The following is a 23,037-nucleotide window of genomic DNA, read 5'->3' as shown; positions in this document are numbered from 1 at the left end:
ATTTTAAATGTTAAAATGCTATTGATAAACCTAAGGTGTACTGTTTCAACGGTGGTGTTGTTGAATCATCTTTAACCTGTTGGTAAATACCTCCCCTGTTTGGTACTTCCGGATCCTGACCTGTGTAGTTGGTAAAGGTCATCAGGTTTTCGGCAGTAAGGTATACGCTTATGTTTTTAGAGCGCAGCTTCCTTGCCAATTCTTTAGCAAAATTGTAACGTGCGGTTATCGAACGGAAACGCAGGAATGTACCCGATTCAACATAACGGCTTGAGCCTAACCAGTTGAAACCTGTATTGTATACCGCACGCGGGATATCGGTTACATCGCCCGGGTTACGCCACCTGCGCAATACCGCCGTGCTTTGATTATTATAAGAGTACTCATTGGTAGTGATCATTTTGGTACTGTTAATAATATCGCCGCCTATACGGTAGTTAAAGAACGCCTGCAGTGTAAACTGCCCTTTGTAGGTGAATGTAGGGCCAAAACCACCGGTGAATTTAGGGTTACCGTTACCCAGGTAAACAACGTCCTGGTAGTTGATGTTACCATCGTGATTAATGTCTTCGTACTGAGCGTCGCCTGGCTGGAACGCATAAACCGACTGCGGGTAGTTAAACCTCATTTGTACAGGTGTTCCATCGGGGCTGATGATCTTGTTGCCAGCCGCGTCGCGGGCTATGGTAGCATCGGCATCTTTGTAAACACCTTTAAATTTATAGCCGTAGATAGATCCCAGCGGATTGTTCAACTGCAACACCGACAGGTATTGTCCGTTTTGGGTTACGTTACCGCTTGAGGTAGCATAGTAAGGCGAAATAGCACGCAATGTATTAATGTTATTAGAAATGTTGAAGTTAAAATCAACCTGTAATTCTTTCGATTTATATGGCGTGCTGAAAATACTTAATTCAATACCCTGGTTATCTAACGTGCCTACGTTAAGATAAGGCAACGAACTATAACCATTGTAGCTTGCTATTGAAAGATTTTTATTCAACAGGTTCTCTGTACGGTTGCGGTAAAAGCCCAGGTCGATGTTCAGTTTGTTTTTGAACAGGATGATGTTCACACCAGCGTCAATACCCTTTAGTGTTTCCCATTTCAGGTTATTCAACTGGATATTGGTTGGATATAAGCCCGACAAGCCAAGGTAGTTGGTTGGCGTATTGGCATAAATGCTGTAGAACAGGTAATCGTTATCTGGCGAGTTACCGGATGCACCGTAACCACCTCTAAAGCTAAACTCATCCAGCCAGCCTGAAAATTGCTTCATGAATGGTTCGGCCGACAGACGGTAACGGGCTGATATTGACGGAAACAGGCCGTAACGGCTGTTTGAACCGAAACGCGAACTACCATCGCCGCGCAAAGCCACGTTGATGATGTAACGGTCGAGGTATTTATACTGACCATTGATCAGCATGGCTACCGAACGGGTTTGGCCAATGCCCGAGATAATCGCATTATCTAAGGTAGTACGGCCCGGTGCCGATGCATCGATCAGATAACTTGATGCCGTATTGGTGATCAGCTGTCCCTGCGTAAGGCTTTTATCATCCTCGCTTTGGAACGAGAATAAGCCCTGGAACGAATGCTTATCATTTAGGGTAGGCGTATAAACCAGGTTTAATTTAGTGCTTACACTATAGGTATCATAGTCTGAGTTAGAAGCGCGGTTAACCGAAGTTTCGGTAAACGGCCTGCCTGTAGCAATTTGTGGTAAAAACCGGGTTTGCCTTACGTTATTAATGTCAAAAACAACATCACCGGTGGCATTCAGCACGCTGCTGATATTATATACCAGGTTAAAGTGCGGAGTGATACGGTCGTTGATCTTATTATTTTGCGCAGCGTTGGCCATGGCAACCGGGTTAAATATACCGCCGGCGATGTATGACCCCTGTACGTTTTGAGCTGGCGAAAAATAGGTTGGTGTTAACAAACCATACTCATTATACTCGTAAATGCTGCTGTTTGGCATTTTGATAGCTGCAATTGCGCGCACACCATCACTGCCGGTACCATCATTACTTGCTGCATAGGTAAAGGCCGTATTACTGTGCGAATAAGCAAAAAAGGTGGTGAACTTAATTTTGTCCGACACGATATAGTCAAGGTTCAACCTGGTATTTAAACGGGTTAAGCCTGTACCAATAGTAGTACCTACCTGATCGTTGTAGCCCACCGAAGCAAAGTAACGTGCTTTTTCGCCACCGCCTGATATAGACAAGTTGTTATCATAAACACTACCGCGGCGCGAAATAGCTTTTACCCAATCGGTATTTTGGCTATAGTTGTTATAGTTATAAAGATCAAGCGGGTCGCGGGCAAACTCCTTAATGGTTAAGGTGTTTAAAGGCGTGCCGTTTACATTCATCACCATTTCAGGGATAAAAGACGAGTACTGATCGCCGCTTAACAGTGGGATGCCCCCTGGCTGCTGGGTTGATGTACCCTTAAAAGTATAGCTGATGGTAGGCGGGCCTTTTTTACCACGCTTAGTTTTAATAATTAACACACCGTTTGCCGCGCGTGCGCCCCAAACTGCCGTAGCAGCAGCATCCTTCAGGATAGATATATCCTCTATATCAGACGGGGCGATGGATAACAAGTCGGCATATTGGGTGTTGTTAGCGGTAGCGAAGTTAAAGTCGCTGGGAACCGAAGTATCGAATGGTACACCGTCCACAACGATCAGCGGATTAGATACGCCATTGATGGATGAGGTACCCCTGATCTTAATAGACATACCTGCCCCGGGGTCGCCCGAGTTAGAAACGATATCGACACCTGGCAAGCGGCCTTGAATAGCCTGATCGATAGTGGTAGCCTGTAAGGTCTCCACGTCTTTCGCATTCAGTGTAACGGTAGAAGTTGTTTGGTCGCGTTTATCGATATTTAAACCGGTACCATTGTTAGTTTGCGCACGGGCGGTAATGGTTACCTCGGCAATATCGTTAGTTGTGCTAACCATGCTTACGTTAAACTCGCGGCGTGTACCGATATCAAGCGTTAATGTTTTATAACCGATGATAGAAATAACCAGTTTGTGCGTAACATCGCTGATCTTCAGCGCGAAGTTACCATCGATATCAGCTGCCTGAGCGCTAACTGTACGTTTATCTTTATCCTGCTCGGTAACGGTGGCACCTATAACCGGGAGTTTGTCTTTAGAATCAATGACCCTGCCCTTGATCAATATTTTGTCAGCGGTTTGAGCCTGCGCGTGCATTACTGCACACAAACAGAAGCCGATAACCGTGCAAAAAACAGAAGTAAAAAGTCTTCTCATGTGTAAGATATAAGTGTTTAGAGTGTGTATCTTAAATAACCGTCTATTTGGTGCAGCAATACGCGGTTGCCCAGGTAATTGCTTGTGGCCGGGAAGTAACTGTTGTTATTTGGTGCTACCAACCCAATTGTACGGGCCTGGCTATCCCTGATGGTTAAATTGCCCGGTTGGTTAAACGTAACTACCGATAACGCATCGCCGGCAACGTTTTTAAGCAACGTTGGGAATGTTACACCGTTTACACCTTTTTTACCATCGGGCGCTATAGATATACCATTTAAAATATGATATTGTATAAACCTGGTTACCAAATCCTTATCAGTACTTGAAGATGGATTATAGGTAAATGACACAAAGGTTTTGGCCGCGCCCGAACCGGCAGTTACACCTGGCAAATAGCCATCAATAACCGCTTGCTTCATAGCAGCCTGTGTAGGTATAAACACTGTATAGTTAGCGCCCAATTGTACGTTCAGTAACTCACCTGCGCCGGCGTTATAGGCCCCCGAGCTAACCATGTACGTATAAAAATCGTAATATGGCCCCTGTGCTGTTGAGGTACCCGCGTTAGCAGCGATATCGGCAGCTATCAGCTTGCTGGCCTGATCCAGTATCCCTCCGCTTAAATAGTATACTTTACCATTACTGTAAGAGCGCGAACCAATAACGTTAAGAGTTAAGTTTTGCTCAACTGTTCCGGCCGATGAAACCTTGTTATTATTCCACCTGATATATTCGCCCCCAAGGCTTTCAGCGATACCGTTACCCGAAAGGTCGTCCAGTTCGCCATTAGGTGTTGGCACGATGTTGATATTCAATATTCGTTGCAAAGCCGCTTGTGGCGTACCACCGCTGGTAGTTGTACCATTTACGGTTTGGGTAAATGCCTGCGATGCAGTGTTAAAATCGTAACCTAAGGCACGCAATTGTGCATCAGATAACATAAACACGGTGTATTTTAAGCTTGGGCTGCTGGTTTGCGCTTTAGCATACAGATCAAGCAACCTGGTCATGATAGAATAGTTAGGGTCCAGGTAGGCACGGGCATAAACAGTACTGAATACATTGGCTTGTTGTACTTTATTTACACCGTAAAACAAACCATTGCTACCAAATTGCTTTTCAACAATATCGGTAGTGGTGTTAAAGCGGGGCGGTTCGCCGTTAGCATTGCCGGCACTTGCAAACTTGCTTGGCCACACAGTAGTTGGGAACATGTGAGCATTCAGCAAGTCGGCTATAATATTTGTTGGCAAAACAGCCATATTGGTAAGCAGTTTGGCCGGTGTGCGTTGCGTAGCATCAGGCACATAAAACTCTAATATGGTATTATCAATATATGGTATAAGAGCGGCATCGGTTGGCGCAAATAAAGTATAGCCATCGCGCTGGCCGTCATTATCTTCCAGTTTTACAAAGTTCTCATTACCCGGAGCGAACGTAAGGTTAGGAGCATACTTTTTAACGTATACCGTGTTGTTTTTATTGGTAACGGTATTATATTGACGTGTATAGTTAACATCAGAAGCATAAGTTACCATAAACTGATCGAATATGCTTTTGAATACGCTGTATTGCGAGTTTGAAGCCATCTTCTGTTCTACACTTGGTAAAGGAAGCACAACCTGGTCTATCTCGTGGATCACACCATTTTCAGCAAGGATATCCTTATTAACTACCGATGCGTTGGCAACGTTAAAGCCCGAATAGGTAGACGACGGGAAGAAGTAGTTGTAATCTGCAGCGCTTAAGCCGGCCGCTGTCATGAAGGTAGAATAGAAGTACGGGATGTATTTATTATTATTATCACCATATTGATAAACACCAACGTTACGATTTTCTGATACGTAAACACCATTGGCACCATCAGGACCTGCACCAAACATAAAACCATCATAGTAAGCGGTGCGGCGTTTAAATGCCGATGTTGGCACCCATCCTTTTGCTGATTGATAATCGGCAATGTGATCTGTTTGAAAAGCGTTAAACACCAAACTGTAAGTAACGATCTTCCTTGCAGTTACCGAGTCTATTTTATCAAGACTGGTATTGTTTGCGGTAAAATATTTTTGGAAAGCCGCGTCGTTAGGCGCGAAAAGCGTCCAGTAACCGGCGGCGCTTAATGTAGCTTTATACCCCGATTTGTCAATAACAGCCAAAAAGGTATTAAAATTACCACGACCCTGCAGCACCTGGTAAATTGGCGGTTGTAAGTTGCTTGGCCGTCCGTAATAGTCATCAAATGCCTTTTTACGGCAGCTGCCAAAAATCACGATAAGGCAAAGCAAACAGGATAAATTTTTTAAAAATTTATACATACTAAAATATTTAGAAAATTAAGTTTACAATACAAAAGTCAGATCAAAACCGTTGAGGGGTTTTAATACAATGATGATCTGGATTTAGCTATTAAACTGATCAGGTTTAATAAATGTATTTTTGACAAGTACATAAGGGGTTATGCGTTTTTGGCCCCAATAATTGGTTTTGTAAAATTTGATTCATTTGGTGTTGGTTTTAATTGGTTTATAATATCAGTTAGTGTACTAATTGGTTCGCATACACTTACCTGATTGTGTAAAATAAAGATATGTACAAGTATCCTAATTAACCATCCTGTGCTATCCTGAATTTTGAAACCTGATAGTTAGTGTATAAAATCATTTTCAAATTCATAACAAATTCCACGTTCAGGCACGTTATATTTAAAAAAAAGTTGTTTTTATTAAAAACAAACGATTGCATTTTTACGTTACAGGTCATTTCTCATTGGCGTTTGTCCTTCTTTAGCGCCCCCAAAACACTCTTTTTACCACACTATCCTGCCTTTTATGGCACATTTTATCTATTTATAATACTATTTTAGCACAACGGGCCAATCATTATCCCAGGTGAGTTTCTCCACTCTTAATTTGGATATTCCCTTATCCGCGGCATCATAACCGTGGAAGATGAGGTAGTCAATTCCGTCAAAAGTACACACCGCGTTGTGCCCTACTCCATACCAGTTGTTATCGCCTGCAAGCACAATTGTACCGCCGCCAGTGGCCATATTTACCCCGTCTTTATCAAGATATGGCCCCTTAATATTCTTAGCCCGTCCTACAATCATTTTATAGGTACTTTTAGGCCCTTTGCAACAGTAATCAATTGACGCAAAGAGGTAAAAGTATTTTCCCTTACTAAATACAAAAGGTGCCTCAATGGCGTTCCCACCCGCATCTACCGGGTTATCATCTACCGATGGCGGGTTTGTTCCGGACGACCCGTTTTTCTTCCGGCTGGCTACAGTTGGCAGTTTGTTTATGTCGTCCGCCACGCTCATCCTATCCTTATTTAACCGGGCTATTTTCAACCCGTCCCAAAACGATCCGAAGAATAAATAAGGCACGCCTTTTCCATCGATTGCAAGATTTGGGTCGATAGCGTTCCAATTGGTTTTACCGGGAACAGAGCGGATGATTTCGCCATGATCTACCCACTTAAAATCGGGCGACTTAGTGTATAATGTCTTGTTCGTAACCAGACCAATTGCCGAAGTATTTTTGCCGAATGCCGACACCGCGTAATACAAATAATAAAGGCCGTTATAATAAGATATATCCGGCGCCCAATAGGAGTTTTTAAAACCCGGGACAATACCCGTTATCCATTCAGGAGCAGTTTCAAAAACCTGTGGTTCCCGCTTCCAATCCACCATGTTTGTGGATGACCATACCGCTATTCCCCTACCCGTGCAAAACAGGAAATAAGTGCTATCCTGTTTGATCATCACCGGGTCGTGCACCGGGATGCTTCTTTGCAATTGCTGCGCATAGCCATTGTAATACCATAATAATATAGCCAATGTAATAATACCGGCTAACGATAGTTGCTTCAGTGAAGTTCTGTTTGGGACCGCCATCATTATATGCCTGTAATTTGATAGCGCATTCCTTTTTGCGTATTAAAGCTGATCAGATAACCATTATCGGTTTTAGACATTTTAGTTTGTACACCTGCTACCTTAACCCGATTAGCTGTACGAATATGGCACACACCACCCGCACCCGATAATACCGATGCGTTAACGATCTGCTTATTGTTCCATTTCATAGCCACCTCAAAATTGCCGCGGGCTTTTAAGCCCGAAACCTCACCGCTGCTCCAGGCATCCGGGATGGCGGGCAGCATATTGATCTCGCCCGACTGGCTTTGCAGCAGCATTTCGCACATGCCCGATAGCCCGCCAAAATTGCCGTCGATCTGGAACGGCGGGTGCGCATCGAACAGATTAGGATACGAACCGCCCCCGTTAGACATATTGGTACCCAGATCACGGGTGATACGTAACAAGTCGCGTATCATTTTATAGGAGTGGTTGCCATCCAGCAGGCGCGCCCAAAAATTGATCTTCCAGGCCAGGCTCCAGCCGGTGCCGGCATCGCCCCTTAACTCCAATGTTTTTTTAGCGGCATTGGCGAAGGCTGGCGTTTGTATCGGAGAGATCTCTTTCCCGGGAAACAAACCAAACAGGTGCGACACATGGCGATGGTGCGGATCCGGATCTTCCCAATCCTTATACCATTCCTGGATATTGCCCTTCTGCCCTATCTGCAATGGAAACAGCAATGCTTTTTTGGCGATGATGGTATCACGGAAAGCCTTATCGTAACCCAGTTCATTACTGGCATCAATCAAATTAGTAAACAGGTCGCGGATGATGGACATATCCATGGTAGTGGCTATGGATACACTCCCCTGCTTATGGTTATCGTCAAAAAAGTTATTCTCGGGCGATACGGATGGTGCGGTTACCAAATGGCCTTTATAGGGTTGCAGCCAGTCGATACAGAACAGCGCCGCGCTTTTCATAATGGGGTACGCGGTATTGCGCAGGTAATCCTTATCTTTGGTGAATTCGTAATGCCACCACAAATGTTGCGATAACCATGGCGAACCCATTGCCCAACTGGCCCATTTGGGATCACCTCGACCAATATCACCCACCGGATTGGTAATAGCCCAAATATCACTGTTATGATGCAACACCCAACCACGGGCGTGATAAAACTCACTTGCGGTAACCTTGCCGGTAACCGAAGCTTCCTTAATAAAATTAATAAAAGGCAAATGGACATCCGACAGGTTGGCGGCTTCGGCAGGCCAGTAGTTCATTTGCGCGTTGATATTGGTGGTATAATTCGAGCTCCATGCCGGGCGAACATCCTTATTCCAGATGCCCTGCAAATTGGCATTAACGCCACCCGGGCGCGAACTTGCTATTAATAGATACCTGCCATATTGAAAGTAAAGGGTTTCCAGCGATAGATCGGCCGCACCTTTGGTATAGTTTTCAAGTCGTTCATCAGTAGGCAAAGCAGCATTGCTGCTATCCGCAGGCACGGACAGGTCAAACCTCACCCGGTTAAAATATTTGTGATGATCGGCATAATGGCGATTCAACAATACCGGCCAGGGTTTCTGAATAGCAGTGCTCAAATATCCAGCGGCCAGCTTTGCCTCATCCCTGCCTTGTATAACCGGGCTCTTATCGAACCCGTTAAAACTGGTCGCGGCCGAAAGATAAACCGTAACTTCCGTAGCGTTTTTTACAACGATACCGGTGGTATCAGCATTTACGGTACCACCTTTATTTACGGCTTTCACCAACAGCCGGTAACGCATGCCTCGGATATGGGTGCTATCCTCCCAGGTGATCACTACCGGCACCTTATTATAATTAGGTTCGATATGCGACGGCGCTTTTGCCTTCATGCCGATCTCATTGTTCGATACTAAAAAGTTTTCGTGGCGTAATTGATTTTTGATCCCCAGCTTAAAATTTAGCTGACCGGGTTTACTGGCTGTAAAGTGCAGCACCATCACCTGGTCGGGTGCCGAACTGATCATCTGCCGGGTAAACTGTACGCCGCCGGCAGTAAAACGGGTGGTGGCGATAGCATCCTTAATATTAAGGTCGCGGTAATAGTTGCTGATGGTGCTATCCTTAAACTGCTGATCGATGGTCAGATCGCCCAGCGGCATGTACGAATCGCTGTAATAGCCCTGCATTTTTTTAGCGTAGGCATTGGCAGCGGTATAATCTTCTTTTTTAAACAGCGCTTCGCGGGCCAGTTGCAGATTGGCGTAGGCACCTGGGTTTTGATTAGTCCGCATCGGCCCGCCACTCCATAAGGTCGCTTCGTTCAATTGGATCAGCTCCTTACCTGCCCCGCCAAATACCATTGCGCCAAGGCGGCCATTGCCCAACGGCAGGGCTTCTGTCCATACCCTGGCCGGTTGCTTATACCATAGCTTTAAAGCGCCCTGGCTAAAGCATTGCATCGTCGCGATTAATAATGGCAGCAGTAGCAGCTTTTTACAGCGTATTAATACATACGGGGTAAATCTCATATCATTAAGGTTGATCAGGTACGGTCTCGTTGCCGAAAAAATTCCGGTTTGTTTATAACGGTTGTTGACGTAAATGTAACCAGTATATTATTATAAGGTGTCCTGATGTATCCTGATGACAGGCATTAATACATAAAGTGCAGGCTTGTATTACGTATAGGTCAGGATGCAACAGGATAGCAATGTCGAAAATATACCATAACATAGCAGTATGATTTGCTGCCCGGCAGCTTTACCAATTAAACCCCTTAATAATAATTTATCAGCTTGTGCCTTATCGCTTTTATGCATGCGATGAGCCATCTTATAAAAACAACACATGAAGAAACTGATCAACACGTTAATGATCACCACGCTGATGTCTTGCGGCGCGTATCTATCGGTACAAGCGCAAACAGCCGCCGCTAAAACCTACAACGTAAAAGATTTCGGCGCCACCGGCGATGGACAAACACTTGACACCGACCCTATTAATAAAGCAATAACTACGGCAGCCGCTGCGGGCGGCGGTACGGTTTACTTCCCGGCCGGTACCTATGCTTCGCATTCTATCCGGTTGAAAAGCCATATCCGTTTATATATCGATCAGGGAGCTACCATTTTGGCTGCTCCATCCACAGCCGGGGGCAAGGGATACGATGAACCCGAACCCAACGATTGGGGCGATAAACTAAAATACCAGGATTTTGGCCACAGTCACTGGCATAACAGCCTGATATGGGGCGAAAATTTGGAAGATATCAGCATTATGGGTCCGGGCCTGATCTACGGCAAAGGCCTTACCCGCGAAACACCACGTCGTGTTGGCGAGGGTAATAAAACCATCGGCCTGAAGCTTTGCCGCAATGTTATTTTAAAGGATTTTAGCATACTGCTGGGCGGCCATTTCGGGATGTTGTTGACCGGGATAGATAACCTAACCATCGATAATATTAAGGAAGACACTAATCGCGATGGTATGGATATCGACTGCTGCCATAACGTGCACGTTTCCAACTGTTCAGTAAACACCCCTTTTGATGATGGCATCTGCCTGAAAAGCTCGTTCGCGCTGGGGTATTTCCGCAGCACCGAGAATATAACCATTACCAACTGCCAGGTAAGTGGTTTCGACCGTGGCACTTTCCTGAACGGCACTTACCAAACCAAAGAGGGCAAAATGGTACCCGACCGCCAGGGACCAACGGGCCGCATTAAATTCGGCACCGAATCTAACGGTGGATTTAAGGGCATTACCATCAGCAATTGCGTGTTTGAGCATTGCCGGGGATTGGCTTTAGAGACTGTTGATGGCGCATCGATAGAAGATGTCACTATCAATAATATCACCATGCGCGATATTGGCAACTCTCCCCTCTTCCTGCGTTTGGGCGCACGTATGCGCGGACCGGAAAACACACCTGTGGGTTATTTAAGACGTGTACTGATCAGCAACGTGAACGTATACAATGCCGATTCGCACTTCTCATCCATGATCGTAGGTATCCCCGGACATAATATCGAAGATGTGAAGCTGAATAATATCCGCATCTACTACCGCCCTATCGATTCGCCGGTGGTGAAGATACAAAACGCTTTGCCTGAACACATTAAGGACTACCCTGAGCCTGAACGCTTCGGTGTACTGCCATCTTACGGATTTTTCATTCGCCATGCGCAAAACATCGAGATGAATAATGTGGAAGTAAGTTTTATGGGTAAAGAAACCCGCCCGGCAGTGATACTGGAAGATGTGAAGGGCGTAAGCTTCATCAATTTCAAAGCGCAAACACCCGATAATATGCCGGCTATTGTGCAGCGTGGTGTAGAGGGTTTCAGCATCCAGGCGTCGGCATCCATACCAGCTAACAAGATCAAAAAAGAAGCCATACCAACAACCGCTCCCGATCCTCCGATAAACATGCGCCAGAAATAATTAAATAACCGAATATCCATATAACACCTGATCGATATACAACATGACTATCATTACTAAAAAACAATTTCCGGGCATCAAAGCCATCATATCCGGAGCGGCCATTTGCACCATGGCTATCCCGGCGTTCGCGCAAACCACGCCCGCTAAAACCAACGATGTAACCACGCCGCTGCACCTGATGAAGCCGGCCTATGTTACACCTTACGGAGAAACTAAACAGGCTGATGTTAAGGTTGTACTCGATAGAGTTTACCATTATCTTGATGCAGTAACCCCTTATCAGCTAATAGATAAAGACAGCAAGGAAGTAATTACCGATTACAGCAAGGCCAACGCCAACAGCATTTTTAAACCCGGCGATTTCCGCCTGACCAGCTACGAGTGGGGCGTTACCTATACCGGCATGCTGGAAGCGGGCGCCGCCACCGGCGATAAAAAATATACCGAATACACCACCAACCGGGTAAAATTCTTAAGCGATGTGGTAGCCGGCTACAAATCCAACTTCCTGAAAACATCGCCAAAAGCTATAACCCCGGTACGTTCGGTGGTTGAGCCGCATGCGCTGGATGACGCGGGTTCGATAGCGGCATCGATGATCAAGGCAGCGCGTATGGGTGGGTTGAGCATGCCTGCGCTTAGACCAGTAATTGATAACTACCTGAATTACATCATGACCAAGGAGTTCCGCCTGAAAGATGGTACCCTGGCCCGTAACCGCCCACAACCCAACACTTTATGGCTGGATGATTTATATATGAGCCTACCTGCTGTTGTGCAAATGGGCGTTTTAACAGGTGATAAAAAGTACTTCGACGAAGCCATTAAACAATACCGCCTGTTCTCTAAGCGCATGTTTAACCCCGAGCGTGGTCTTTATATGCACGGCTGGGTTCAGGATATGGACCCACACCCGCAATTCCATTGGGCAAGGGCTAATGGCTGGGCGATATTGACCAAGATTGAACTGCTTGACGCATTGCCAGCCAATCACCCCGGCCGTGCCGAGGTATTAGCCATGTTGAAGAAGCATGCTTACGGCTTAGCCCAGCGCCAGGATGGTACCGGTTTTTGGCACCAGTTATTGGACAGGAACGATTCGTATTTAGAGACCTCGGCCACAGCTATTTACGCTTACTGTTTCGCACGCGCCGTTAACAAAGGCTGGTTAGATGCCAAGGCTTACGGACCGGCCGCTTTATTGGCCTGGAACGCGGTAAGTACCAAAGTAAATAAAGATGGCCAGGTAGAAGGCACCTGCGTAGGTACCGGCATGGGCTTCGACCCGGCGTTTTATTACTACCGCCCGGTTAACAATTTCGCGGCGCATGGCTACGGCCCCGTGCTACTGGCCGGTGCCGAGATCTATCGCATGCTGGAGAAGCATCCGTTTGTGATAAACGATAGCTCGGTGCAGGTGAATAAGTAGCAGCAGCAAAAGCGCGGGGGAATCGTGCGATTCCCTCCCACCGGGCAATGTCATTAAGTTAAGGATGATCAGCCGAATAAAGCCCCCTCTAAATCTCCCCCGGTAGGGGAGACTTAGGCTGCACAAGCGTAAAATTCTTAGAGTCCTCTCCTTTGGGGAGGATTTAGGTGGGGCTTAAAAGCGTAACTTAATGACATTGACCACCGGGAGGGTGTAGGGAGGGGTTTATACGATATTGCATCGCGACTAACCCCTCCCTGCTACTACACCAACCCGATGCACCCCTCCCAGGGGAGGGAACCTTTGATTGTCGAGCCATTCGCTCATGGCCTTTGTATCGTTGATAACCACTATAAACCAAACCCAATATGAGAACAAAGCTATACCCAACCCTTGCCCTCGCGCTGTTACTGGCCGCATCGGCCTCGGCGCAGATCGGCCGGAGGTTTCCGTCGGAACGCAAGGTTGTTAAAGACCCGGTAACGGGCACTATGCTTACCTTCCTGACCAGCACACAGGCCGGCGATTCCAAGATCTATCAAACCCATAACCAGTGGACGGCTGACAGCAAATGGCTCATCTTCCGGTCGGACAGGGTGCGTAACGAGGCTATGGCCGTAAACGAGCAGACTGGCGTCATTGTGCAGGTGAGCGAAGGCGGTTATACCGGTATGCTGAATGTATCGCGCAAAGAGATGAAGCTGTTCTTTATGCGGAATCCCAAATCAACAGCAGCTCCAGGTTCGATGGAAATAGTGGAGGTTGATTTGGCTAAGGTTTTTGCCGATAGTGAAAAAGGCAAAATGCAATCTGTCGATCATTACCAGCGCGTTTGCGGCACTACTCCGCCCGAGATTGGTGCGGGCGGCGATATGGCACTGGATGGTGCTGAGGATTGGGCCTATTTCCGCATTGGTCGCGCTGAAGCTACTAAACGTTTGCCTGCGGGTACCAAGGTAGAAGCCGCTTTCGGTCCGCGCAAGATGGGTGCCGGGCCATCGGGCATTGGTGCTATGAATATTAAAACCGGCGAAATTAAACATGTTGTTGCCGTACCATTCCAGGTGGGCCATATCCAAACCAACCCATGGGTTGCAGGCGAGATTGTATTTTGCTGGGAGACGGGCGGCAAATCGCCGCAGCGCACCTGGATCGTCCATTCGGATGGTACAGGTTTGCGTCCGCTTTATCCCGAATCTGAATACGAATGGGTAACACACGAAGCGGTAATCACCAAAGATGAAGTTGCTTTTGCCATTATGGGCCACCGCCCGGTTAAAGGTGCTAAACTGGCTACCCCGGGTACCGAAGTAGGTGGCGCCAACCCCGGCCAGGAAACCGATTGGGGCCCATCGGGCACGCGCGAAAAGCCAACGGGTTTAGGCATTGTAAATATCAACACGCGCGAAATGGTCATCATCGGCCAAACCCCATCGGGCAGCGGTTTGTGGCATGTAAACGGCTCGGCTGATGGCCGCTGGGCCGCAGGCGACGATTTTTCGCGCAGCCTGTACCTGATAGACCGTCATACCCGCGAAATGATCATGCTGACCACCGGCCATAAACCAACCGCAGCCGATCACCCCCACCCTACTTTTAGCCCTGACGGTACACGGATAGAGATACAATCGGCCATGTTATCGGCGGATAATAAATCGATGAATATATGTATTGTTCCCGTGCCGGAAAGCTGGTTGAAGCGCAAATACGATACTAAATAAAATTCCGTCACCCACACCACGCCGTCATCCTGAGCGATAGCGAAGGATCCCAAACTGTGCATTTCCGCTCTGCTTATTGGGGATCCTTCGCTATCGCTCAGGATGACGATTAACAGACTTGTCATGATAAAGAGTATCCGTTTTGCCATCGCAGCGTTATCATTATGTATCAGCGTAATCGTACACGCCCAGGGCCTGCCCGCGGGCAAACCTGCAGAGCAAGGCTTTTCATCTGAACGCCTTAGCCGTATTGATACCGTGTTGAACTACTACGTAAAACAAGGCAAAATACCCGGCGCTGTCGCATTGGTAGCAAGGCATGGTAAAACGGTTTACTACAAAGCATTCGGCAAAGCCGATATCGAAGCCAGCAAAGCGATGGACGCCGGCTCAATGTTCCGCATCGCCTCCATGACCAAAGCCATCACATCGGCAGCGGTAATGACCTTGTACGAACAGGGCTACTTCCTCCTAAACGATCCCATTTCCAAATACATACCCGAGTTTAAGAACCCCATGGTGGTGACGAGGTCGCCCAAATCAGACAGTGTGATTTTGGTTCCGGCCAAAAGCGAGATCACTATACGGGAATTACTAAACCATACCTCGGGCATCACTTATGGCGATGGCTTGCAAGCGCCTTATTACACCAAAGCCGGCATGACCGTGGGCCTTTTACCTACACCCGGCACCTTAGAGGAAAAGATACAGGCGCTGGGCAAATTGCCGCTAATCTCACAGCCCGGCGAGGAGTTTCATTACGGGATGTCGGTTGATGTGTTAGGCTATTTGGTTGAGGTGATCACCCATAAAACCTTAGATGAATACCTGAAGCAGGCCATCTTTACGCCATTGAACATGCACGATACTTATTTCAGCGTACCGAAGGAGAAATTTCCGCGGATGGCGAGCCTTTACAAAATGAATAAGTCGGGCAAATTAGAGAAGGAGACCAAATATTTCCCCTACCCGGCCATACAAAACTATTTCGCAGGTGGTGCAGGGCTGGTATCAACCGCTGCTGATTATTCCCGCTTCGCGCAAATGCTGCTGAACCGTGGGCAATTAGACGGCAGGCGCATCCTATCCCCAAAAACCATCGACCTGATGACCAGCAATTCCATCGGCGGTCTGCTGATCTTCACGCCAACATCCACGCATAATGGCATTATGGGCGATAAATTCGGCCTCGGCTTTGGGCTGCGGATAAAGGATAGTCAGTTTAACGAATTAGAAAGCATCGGTCAATTTGGCTGGGACGGCGCTTTTTATACCCGTTTTTGGGTCGACCCGAAAGAGCAGGTGGTTGGGGTTTTCCTTTGCCAGATGGATAGCTATTGGGACGAAAACCTGATCGGTAAGTTCCGTGTGCTGGTTAACCAGGCAATTGTTAAATAAGCCGGACTTTATTGTGTGGATATCAAACAACCTCAAATTGAACGCTTTTGAACGCATATTGAACACAATTTGAACACGTAACAAACTATCAAACAGAACATTACCTCCAATGTTCAATATTCAGTGTAAGACACTTCTTTTGTGTGTTTTATACTGAAATAGTCCACTTTTTTACCAATAATATACGTGGCCAAAATATCTAACTGAATACAGATCGCTGTTAAACCATCGCCCAACTATCCTGTCCTATCCTGAAGTATACAAATCAAGCTAAATGTTTAGCAGATTTGTATAAACACATACCCCTAACAATTATAACCATCAACCAAATGAAAAACCTTACCATCCGGCTAATCACCTGCGTGGCTGTTGTTTGCAGTTTACGGGCCGCGGCACAAACCACGCCACAAACACCAGCCCCTATCAAACTATTTTTTGAAAAGACTTTTATCCATACCGACCGCAATATTTATAACGAGGGCGAGGATATCTGGCTGAGGGCCTATGTGGTGAATGCGCAGGATAACCACCTGATCGGCACCAGTAAAAATCTGCATATAGAGTTGATAGCACCAGCCGATACCATGGTGTACAGTGAAACCCTGCAATTAACTAATGGCCTGGGCAAGGGCGATATCCCCTTGCCCGCACGTTTGGCACCCGGTACCTACCGGCTAAGGGCCTATACCAACTGGATGCGCAATTTTGGCGATAACTTCATCTTCGAAAAAAGCATTACCATTACCGGTAGTGCCGCGCAGGGAAAAGGAGCGTCAATTGGAAGCAACTCACCCAAAACAGTTGCCGCCGCATCACAGGGCGCGCAATCCGCAAGTGGCGCGCCAATCATCCGCTTCTTCCCCGAGGGAGGCTCGCTGGTTAATGATATCAGCGCTATTGTGGGTGTAAAGGCCGAAGATGCAAGCGGTAAGGGCATCGCGGTTAGCGGTCCCGTATTATCTGCAACGGGAGATACGATAGCCCGCTTTGCCTGCGATAGTTTGGGGATGGGCCTGTTCGCGATAGTGCCGGTTGCCGGACAAAAATATCATACCAGTTTAAAATACAAAGGGCAAGCTGTACAAGCCGCCCTGCCCGACGCGCTGGGCAGCGGCCTGTCTTTAAAGGTAGCTAAACGCGATACGCTCATTTATATCACCATTAGCTGCAACAACGCGGCATCAGCAACTTTCGCCGGCAAGCCTTTAACCTTATCGGTAAAGCATGCCGGTGTAGCGTATGCAAGTCCGCAGATACAATTAACGGATAACCAGGCCCTGGTGAAGGTACCGGAAAGCATCCTGCCGGAGGGTATCACCGCCATTACGCTGTACGATGATCAGCATAAACCAAATTGCGAAAGGCTGTTCTATGTAAGTCATCCTAACCACAGCGCTAAAGTGGCGGTTAGTACCGAAAAGCAGGTTTATAGATCGCGCGAAAAAGTAACGGTTACTGTTAAAACCACCGGGGCCGACCATAAGCCGGTACAGGGCAACTTCTCGCTGGCCGCCATTGATGCCGGAGTAGATCATTCGGCCGTGGATGATATTATGGCTTATATGACCTTAGGCTCGGAAGTACGAGGTAAAATAGAACATATCGAGCGTTATTTTGATACCACCAATGTTAACCGCGCGCGCCAGTTGGATATGCTGCTGTTAACCCAGGGCTGGCGCAATTTGATATGGAAAAGACTGGCCGACACCGCTATCAAAATATCCTACCTGCCCGAACAAGGCTTTACAGTATCGGGCAATGTGAAAGACCAGAACGGAAAAAAAGTTATCGCAGGAGCCAATATTACCATGCGTAATGCCAAAGCAACCGGGCAAAAAGTGTTTGTAACAAAAACCAACGAAGCGGGCAACTATTACTTTGATAACATCCCCTTGTACGGACAGCAGCGCGTTACCCTCACCTCGCGTAACGACAAGGGCGAATCAAACGGCATTTTACAGATCGATTCGTTATCTAAAAACAGCCTGCCCATAAATAAAAGCGGCCTTAATGAAACCACAGACATTTCTGCTAACCTTACTGCCGAACTTGGCAAACGTGCAGTGGCCAATAAAAAACTGGATAGCGTAACCAACCTGAAGGAAGTTAAAATTAAAGCGAGCCGTAATATTGTATTACGCGACCAGACAGCCGTAAGCAGTGGCTTTCCCGATGAAGTGTTAACGGTTACTGCTGCCGATATGAAATTTAACACCCTGCACGATTATATTTTATACGCGTCCAAACAGGCCAAACCTATCCCGCAACCAACAGATTACCCCGACCAGATCGTATTTTTTGCCGATGGTAAAAATTACAAGCCGCGTTTCATTGTCGACAATAAAGAGGCTTTTTTTACCGATGACGATGATGAAGATGTAATGGCTCATTTCTCCAACAACTACCTTAGCTTGCCTATGACCGCAGTTGAGAAAGTGGTGATCAGGCGGATGCTGGCCGGGTTAAAACCACCTAAAATAGCTTCCGGAGCAGGTACAAACATTATGGGTGTTGGTGTGGTATCAAATGGCCGGATCCCTCCCCCCGAAAATCTTTTTGTGATATTGCTTACTTTGAAACCCGGCGCGATGGAACTTAACGGTGCCGGCCTTACCGGCACCACCTTGCCCGGTTATTACGAAGCCCGCGATTTCTACAAACCGCTGCATACCAGCACAGCCATCAACGCGTCTAAACCCGATATGCGCAACACCATCCATTGGGAGCCTATCATACGGACAGATGCCAACGGACAAGCCACAGTTACCTTTTACAACGCCGACCCTAAAACCAACATACGTGTTGTAGTACAGGGCGTTAGCGGCAAGGGCGACCCAATGAGTGGTGTAAAAACCTATAGTGTGAAATAAATTTATAAACAGGCGGGGCAAATACCCCGCCTGTTTACTTTTAGTAATGGATCAAAAACAATAATTATCCTAACTTAGGGGAATGAAACGCCTCTTCCTATACCTGCCCATACTATTCGCTCACACTCTTTTTGCACAAAGCAAATTACCGGTTATCAGGGCTACCGCTAAAAGCGTATCTGTAAAGGACGGAGAATTTCTAAATAAAAACTCGTGGACCCTGACGCCGTCCGCAAGGCCTGATGTATTTACTGCCGACCGCACCCGCGAAGCCAAGTACGTAACGTTTTACACCGATATCGATTCCATCCGTGTACAGGTAAAGCCCGGCACCCGCTATAATTTTGTGATATTGCTGAACGGCAAGGATTCCTGCTTTACACAGGTCGCCAGCGCCATACCGCCCGAAGATAAGTTCAAAAACGTTGCAGCTACTCACGATACCATTCCCTTTACGCTGACCACTCATGATGCCATTGCGGTAAAGGCGGTTATCAATAATACCGACACGCTGATGCTGCACTTGGATCTTAGTTCGTTTGATGTGCACCTGACGCGCGACGCGATTTTGAAAAAGACGCATTTACTGGTAACCCAACCCGATGCGATTGCAGGTAAGGTAACGCCAAATTTTAATAAAATGGCTAAGGTTACCCGCTTGCAAATGGGCCAGGTTGTGTTTACCGATCCGCCGGTATCAACCACCGGAAGCACTGCCCATGAGATGGACGGCCGCTTTGCCTGGAACTTGTTTGAGGGTAAAACCATAGAACTGGATTACGATAAAAGCCTGATCATTATCCACAATAATTTAGCAAAGATACCCAAAGGTTATCAGCGCTCTAAACTGATCTTCAACCGCTCTAACGCCCTGGTGCGGGGCAGTTTTAAGATAGATGGTAAAGTATACACCGGCAACTTCTCTATGGATACGGGTTCGGAAACGGCGATGATTGTTGATAGCGGCTGGGTGGGTAAACAACACTTGCCAGTGGATCGGTTAAAACTGATCAAATCGATGACGTTCAGCGATCCGCAAAATCGTACTTTTCAAAGCAATGTGGTGCTTACACCATCTTATACTATCAATAACTTCCCGCTCGGCAACGTCCCTGCCCTTATTTTAAGCAGCAAGATAAACCCCGCGGGTTACGAACTCAACTTTTTAGGAAATGATTTGCTGAAGCGCTTTAATATGCTGCTTGATCTTAAAAATGATTTTATTTATTTAAAGCCAAATCACTTGATTGACGTAAAGTATAAGCAAAGTTCGTAACGAGGATCACCTCTTTCCACAATGTCATTGAGGCACGAAGCATCTCTACGTAAAACAGGCATTACTGCTAATAGTTAAAGTTTTGTTAAAAGCTGACAGGTAGTTATTTAAGCCATCAGTATTGGCTATTTTGCGTTGACAAACCAAACATCGCATCATGATACGCAATTACCTGAAAATAGCCTGGCGCAACTTTTATAAGCAACGTTTTTATTCCGCCATTAATGTGCTTGGCCTGGCTATGGGCATAGGCTGCGCAATCATTCTGTTTATCTTCATATCGTTCCATTTAAGTTTCGACACCTACCACAATAATGCCAAACGCACATATCGCATTGTGAACGATCTGCACATTGGCGATGGCACAGTTTTTTACGACCAGGGGTCGCCCATTATTTTAGGAAAAACGCTTCAGCAGCAAAACCCGGCTATTGTTAAAGAAGCCGTGTTGTTGAAGAAGCGAAGCTTTACGGTCGCGGTAAAACCGGACGATCAGACTAAAGCGGATCTGTATTACGAGAACGAAAACATCGCCTTTACCAATAACGACCTGTTTGATATATTCACTTATAACTGGCTGCACGGCAATGCCGGTAATGCTTTATCGGCCCCGGGCAACGCCGTGATAACAGCAGGTTTAGCTAAAAAATATTTCAATACCGACGATGCCATTGGCCGCACCATCAGGCTGGACGATAAAACCAATATTACCATTACCGGCGTGATACAGGATAACGTGAAAAATACCGATATCCGTGCCGATCTGTTCATCTCGCTGGCATCGTTAAAAGACGTTTATCCCGATCTGGACAAACCCATCAATACCGACTGGCGCTTTATTTCATCGAAAACCAACGTATTTGTTTTACTAAACAACGCGCAAGCCGGGGCGCAGGTCAACAATAGTATCAACAGCATCCGCCAAAAGTTTTATAAGGGCGATGTGGATGTTTACCAGTTTCACCTGCAGCCACTATCCGATATCCATTTTAACAGCCGCTACAGCGGCACTATCGCAAAGCCTTTACTGGCCGTTTTAGCCTTGGTTGGTTTAGCTTTATTGCTGATAGCGGGTGTAAACTTTATAAATATGGCTACGGCGCAAAGCCTTACCCGCGCTAAGGAGATCGGCACCCGCAAAGTATTGGGCAGCAGCCCGGCCGGGATTTTTTGGCAGTTTATGGCCGAAACGGCTTATGTTGCTATTGCGGCAACATTACTGGCCTTATTAACGGTAATGTTGTTTTTACCGGTGCTGAATAACTGGCTACAGTTGCCCCTATCTATCAGCGGCGGCGTATTTGTGTTCCTGCCGGTATTGCTGTTGCTGCTCATATTGGTTGCAGGCTTTTACCCGGCTGTTATTTTAAGCAGGTTTAAGCCTGCCAACGCCCTGAAAAACATGGTTGGCCAAAGTAATGGGAGCCGCAGGTTTTCGCGCGATGGACTGATCGTGCTACAGAACGTAATAGCGCAAGTGCTGATTGTTTGCGCGCTGATCATTACCCTGCAGGTTAAAATGCTTATTAACGCCGATATGGGCTTTAATAAAGACGCGGTGATACTGGTGCCCATCCACAATACCGATCTGAACGCGCTGGATTACCTGCGTAATCAACTGAACAGCAATCCGGCCGTTAAAAATGTAAGCTACTGTTATAGTGCGCCTGCTGATTTCACTAATAAAGGCGGTTCGGTACGTTACAATGGCAAGGACTGGGAAAATTTTAGTGTGAACAGTATAATTGGCGATGAGCAATACATCAGTACCTTTAAACTGAAGCTTTTGGCCGGGCATCCCATATCATCTATCAACCCTAAGGCGCAGTTTATCATCAACCAGCAATTATTGGCCAAACTGAAGATAAAAAGCCCGCAGGAAGCCATCGGCCGCAGTTTAACCGCCGGCGATTTCAGCGATAAACAAGGTACTATTGTGGGCGTTGTGAAGGATTTTAACAGCCTTGCCCTGTATCAGCCTGTGCAACCTTTACTAATTGCCGCCCAGCCCGATTATTACCGTTATGCAGCTATTAAAATTGCTGGCGGTCATCAATTAGATTTGATAGACGCTATTAAGCAAACTTACCGCCGGGTTTTCCCGCAATATGTGTTTGAATATCATTTTGTGGATAAGCAAATAGCCGACCTGTATCAAAAGGAAATGATGATCAACAAACTCATCAAAGCCGGCACAATGGTGGCCATCTTTATCAGTTGCCTGGGCCTATTGGGGCTGATATCGCTGGTAACGGTGCAGCGCATAAAAGAGATCGGCATCCGCAAAGTGTTGGGCGCATCGGTAATGGGTATTGTTACCTTACTGACGAAGGATTTCATCAGGCTGATCCTCGTCGCTATGCTGATCAGCAGCCCCTTTGCCTGGTGGCTGATGCATACCTGGCTGCAAAATTTTGCTTATCGCGTTGAAATAAACTGGTGGGTATTTGGGTTATCGGGCGTTAGCGCTATAACAATCGCTTGTATTACCATCAGTATACGCTCGGTTAAAGCGGCATTGGCTAACCCGGTGAATAGTTTGAGGGACAATTAATTTGACTATCGAACTGCCTGCAAGGTCAATATTTTGAGCGAAAGTATCAGAAGCAAAATGGAAACAATTGAAACTTTCGTAATTACCTCAATTATAGATATATAAGCAGGTTTTGTGTTAAGTCAATACATGACACTTAACATAAAGATAATATTAATATAACATTAAGTTATCCTA

At 46.6% G+C, this 23,037-nt stretch carries 11 protein-coding genes; 7 read left to right on the top strand and 4 right to left on the bottom strand.

All coding sequences use genetic code 11. From position 1 onward, the window contains the following. Positions 1 to 10: 10 nt before the first annotated feature. The 4 genes from HQ865_RS08310 to HQ865_RS08295 all read right to left on the bottom strand — a co-directional run bounded on the left by HQ865_RS08310 (position 11) and on the right by HQ865_RS08295 (position 9,694). Positions 11 to 3,298 carry a SusC/RagA family TonB-linked outer membrane protein gene (locus tag HQ865_RS08310; RefSeq protein WP_173414451.1) on the bottom strand — a complete coding sequence of 1,096 codons (3,288 nt, stop codon included), beginning with the start codon at positions 3,296 to 3,298 and terminating at the stop codon, positions 11 to 13. Between the two features lie 17 nt (positions 3,299 to 3,315). Beyond that, the gene (locus HQ865_RS08305; RefSeq protein ID WP_173414450.1) at positions 3,316 to 5,616 is read right to left on the bottom strand and encodes a fasciclin domain-containing protein; all 2,301 of its coding nucleotides are present in this window, start codon (positions 5,614 to 5,616) and stop codon (positions 3,316 to 3,318) included. Between the two features lie 539 nt (positions 5,617 to 6,155). After that, positions 6,156 to 7,205: a family 43 glycosylhydrolase gene (locus HQ865_RS08300; protein WP_237073774.1), complete on the bottom strand. Its 1,050-nt coding sequence runs from the start codon at positions 7,203 to 7,205 to the stop codon at positions 6,156 to 6,158. Further along, positions 7,205 to 9,694 carry a glycoside hydrolase family 95 protein gene (locus HQ865_RS08295; RefSeq protein ID WP_237073773.1) on the bottom strand — a complete coding sequence of 830 codons (2,490 nt, stop codon included), beginning with the start codon at positions 9,692 to 9,694 and terminating at the stop codon, positions 7,205 to 7,207. Before HQ865_RS08295 ends, HQ865_RS08300 begins: the two co-directional genes overlap by 1 nt. Positions 9,695 to 10,013: 319 nt before the next feature. Here HQ865_RS08295 and HQ865_RS08290 point away from each other — a divergent pair, with 319 nt between their 5' ends. From HQ865_RS08290 to HQ865_RS08260, 7 genes are all read left to right on the top strand, one after another. Further along, complete coding sequence (locus HQ865_RS08290; protein WP_173414449.1) at positions 10,014 to 11,609, top strand: rhamnogalacturonidase; 1,596 nt, start codon at positions 10,014 to 10,016, stop codon at positions 11,607 to 11,609. A 43-nt stretch (positions 11,610 to 11,652) separates the two neighbouring features. Beyond that, on the top strand, positions 11,653 to 13,041 hold the full coding sequence (locus HQ865_RS08285; protein WP_173414448.1) for a glycoside hydrolase family 88/105 protein: 1,389 nt from the start codon (positions 11,653 to 11,655) through the stop codon (positions 13,039 to 13,041). A 368-nt stretch (positions 13,042 to 13,409) separates the two neighbouring features. Continuing rightward, entirely contained in the window at positions 13,410 to 14,762 is a 1,353-nt protein-coding gene (locus tag HQ865_RS08280; RefSeq protein WP_173414447.1) for a TolB-like translocation protein, read from the top strand. Positions 14,763 to 14,885: 123 nt separating this feature from the next. After that, positions 14,886 to 16,160 (top strand): serine hydrolase domain-containing protein, encoded by a 1,275-nt coding sequence (locus HQ865_RS08275; RefSeq protein ID WP_173414446.1) that lies wholly within the window; start codon positions 14,886 to 14,888, stop codon positions 16,158 to 16,160. 329 nt (positions 16,161 to 16,489) lie between these two features. Further along, positions 16,490 to 19,030, top strand: a complete 2,541-nt coding sequence (locus HQ865_RS08270) for a carboxypeptidase-like regulatory domain-containing protein (protein ID WP_173414445.1) — start codon at positions 16,490 to 16,492, stop codon at positions 19,028 to 19,030. A gap of 82 nt (positions 19,031 to 19,112) precedes the next feature. After that, entirely contained in the window at positions 19,113 to 20,306 is a 1,194-nt protein-coding gene (locus tag HQ865_RS08265; RefSeq protein WP_173414444.1) for a hypothetical protein, read from the top strand. Between the two features lie 157 nt (positions 20,307 to 20,463). Further along, on the top strand, positions 20,464 to 22,860 hold the full coding sequence (locus tag HQ865_RS08260; RefSeq protein ID WP_173414443.1) for an ABC transporter permease: 2,397 nt from the start codon (positions 20,464 to 20,466) through the stop codon (positions 22,858 to 22,860). The last annotated feature ends 177 nt before the right edge of the window (positions 22,861 to 23,037 follow it).

Origin of the sequence: Mucilaginibacter mali, from assembly GCF_013283875.1 — a bacterium.
Classification (GTDB): domain Bacteria; phylum Bacteroidota; class Bacteroidia; order Sphingobacteriales; family Sphingobacteriaceae; genus Mucilaginibacter; species Mucilaginibacter mali.
This window is presented reverse-complemented; position numbering and strand designations above follow the sequence as displayed.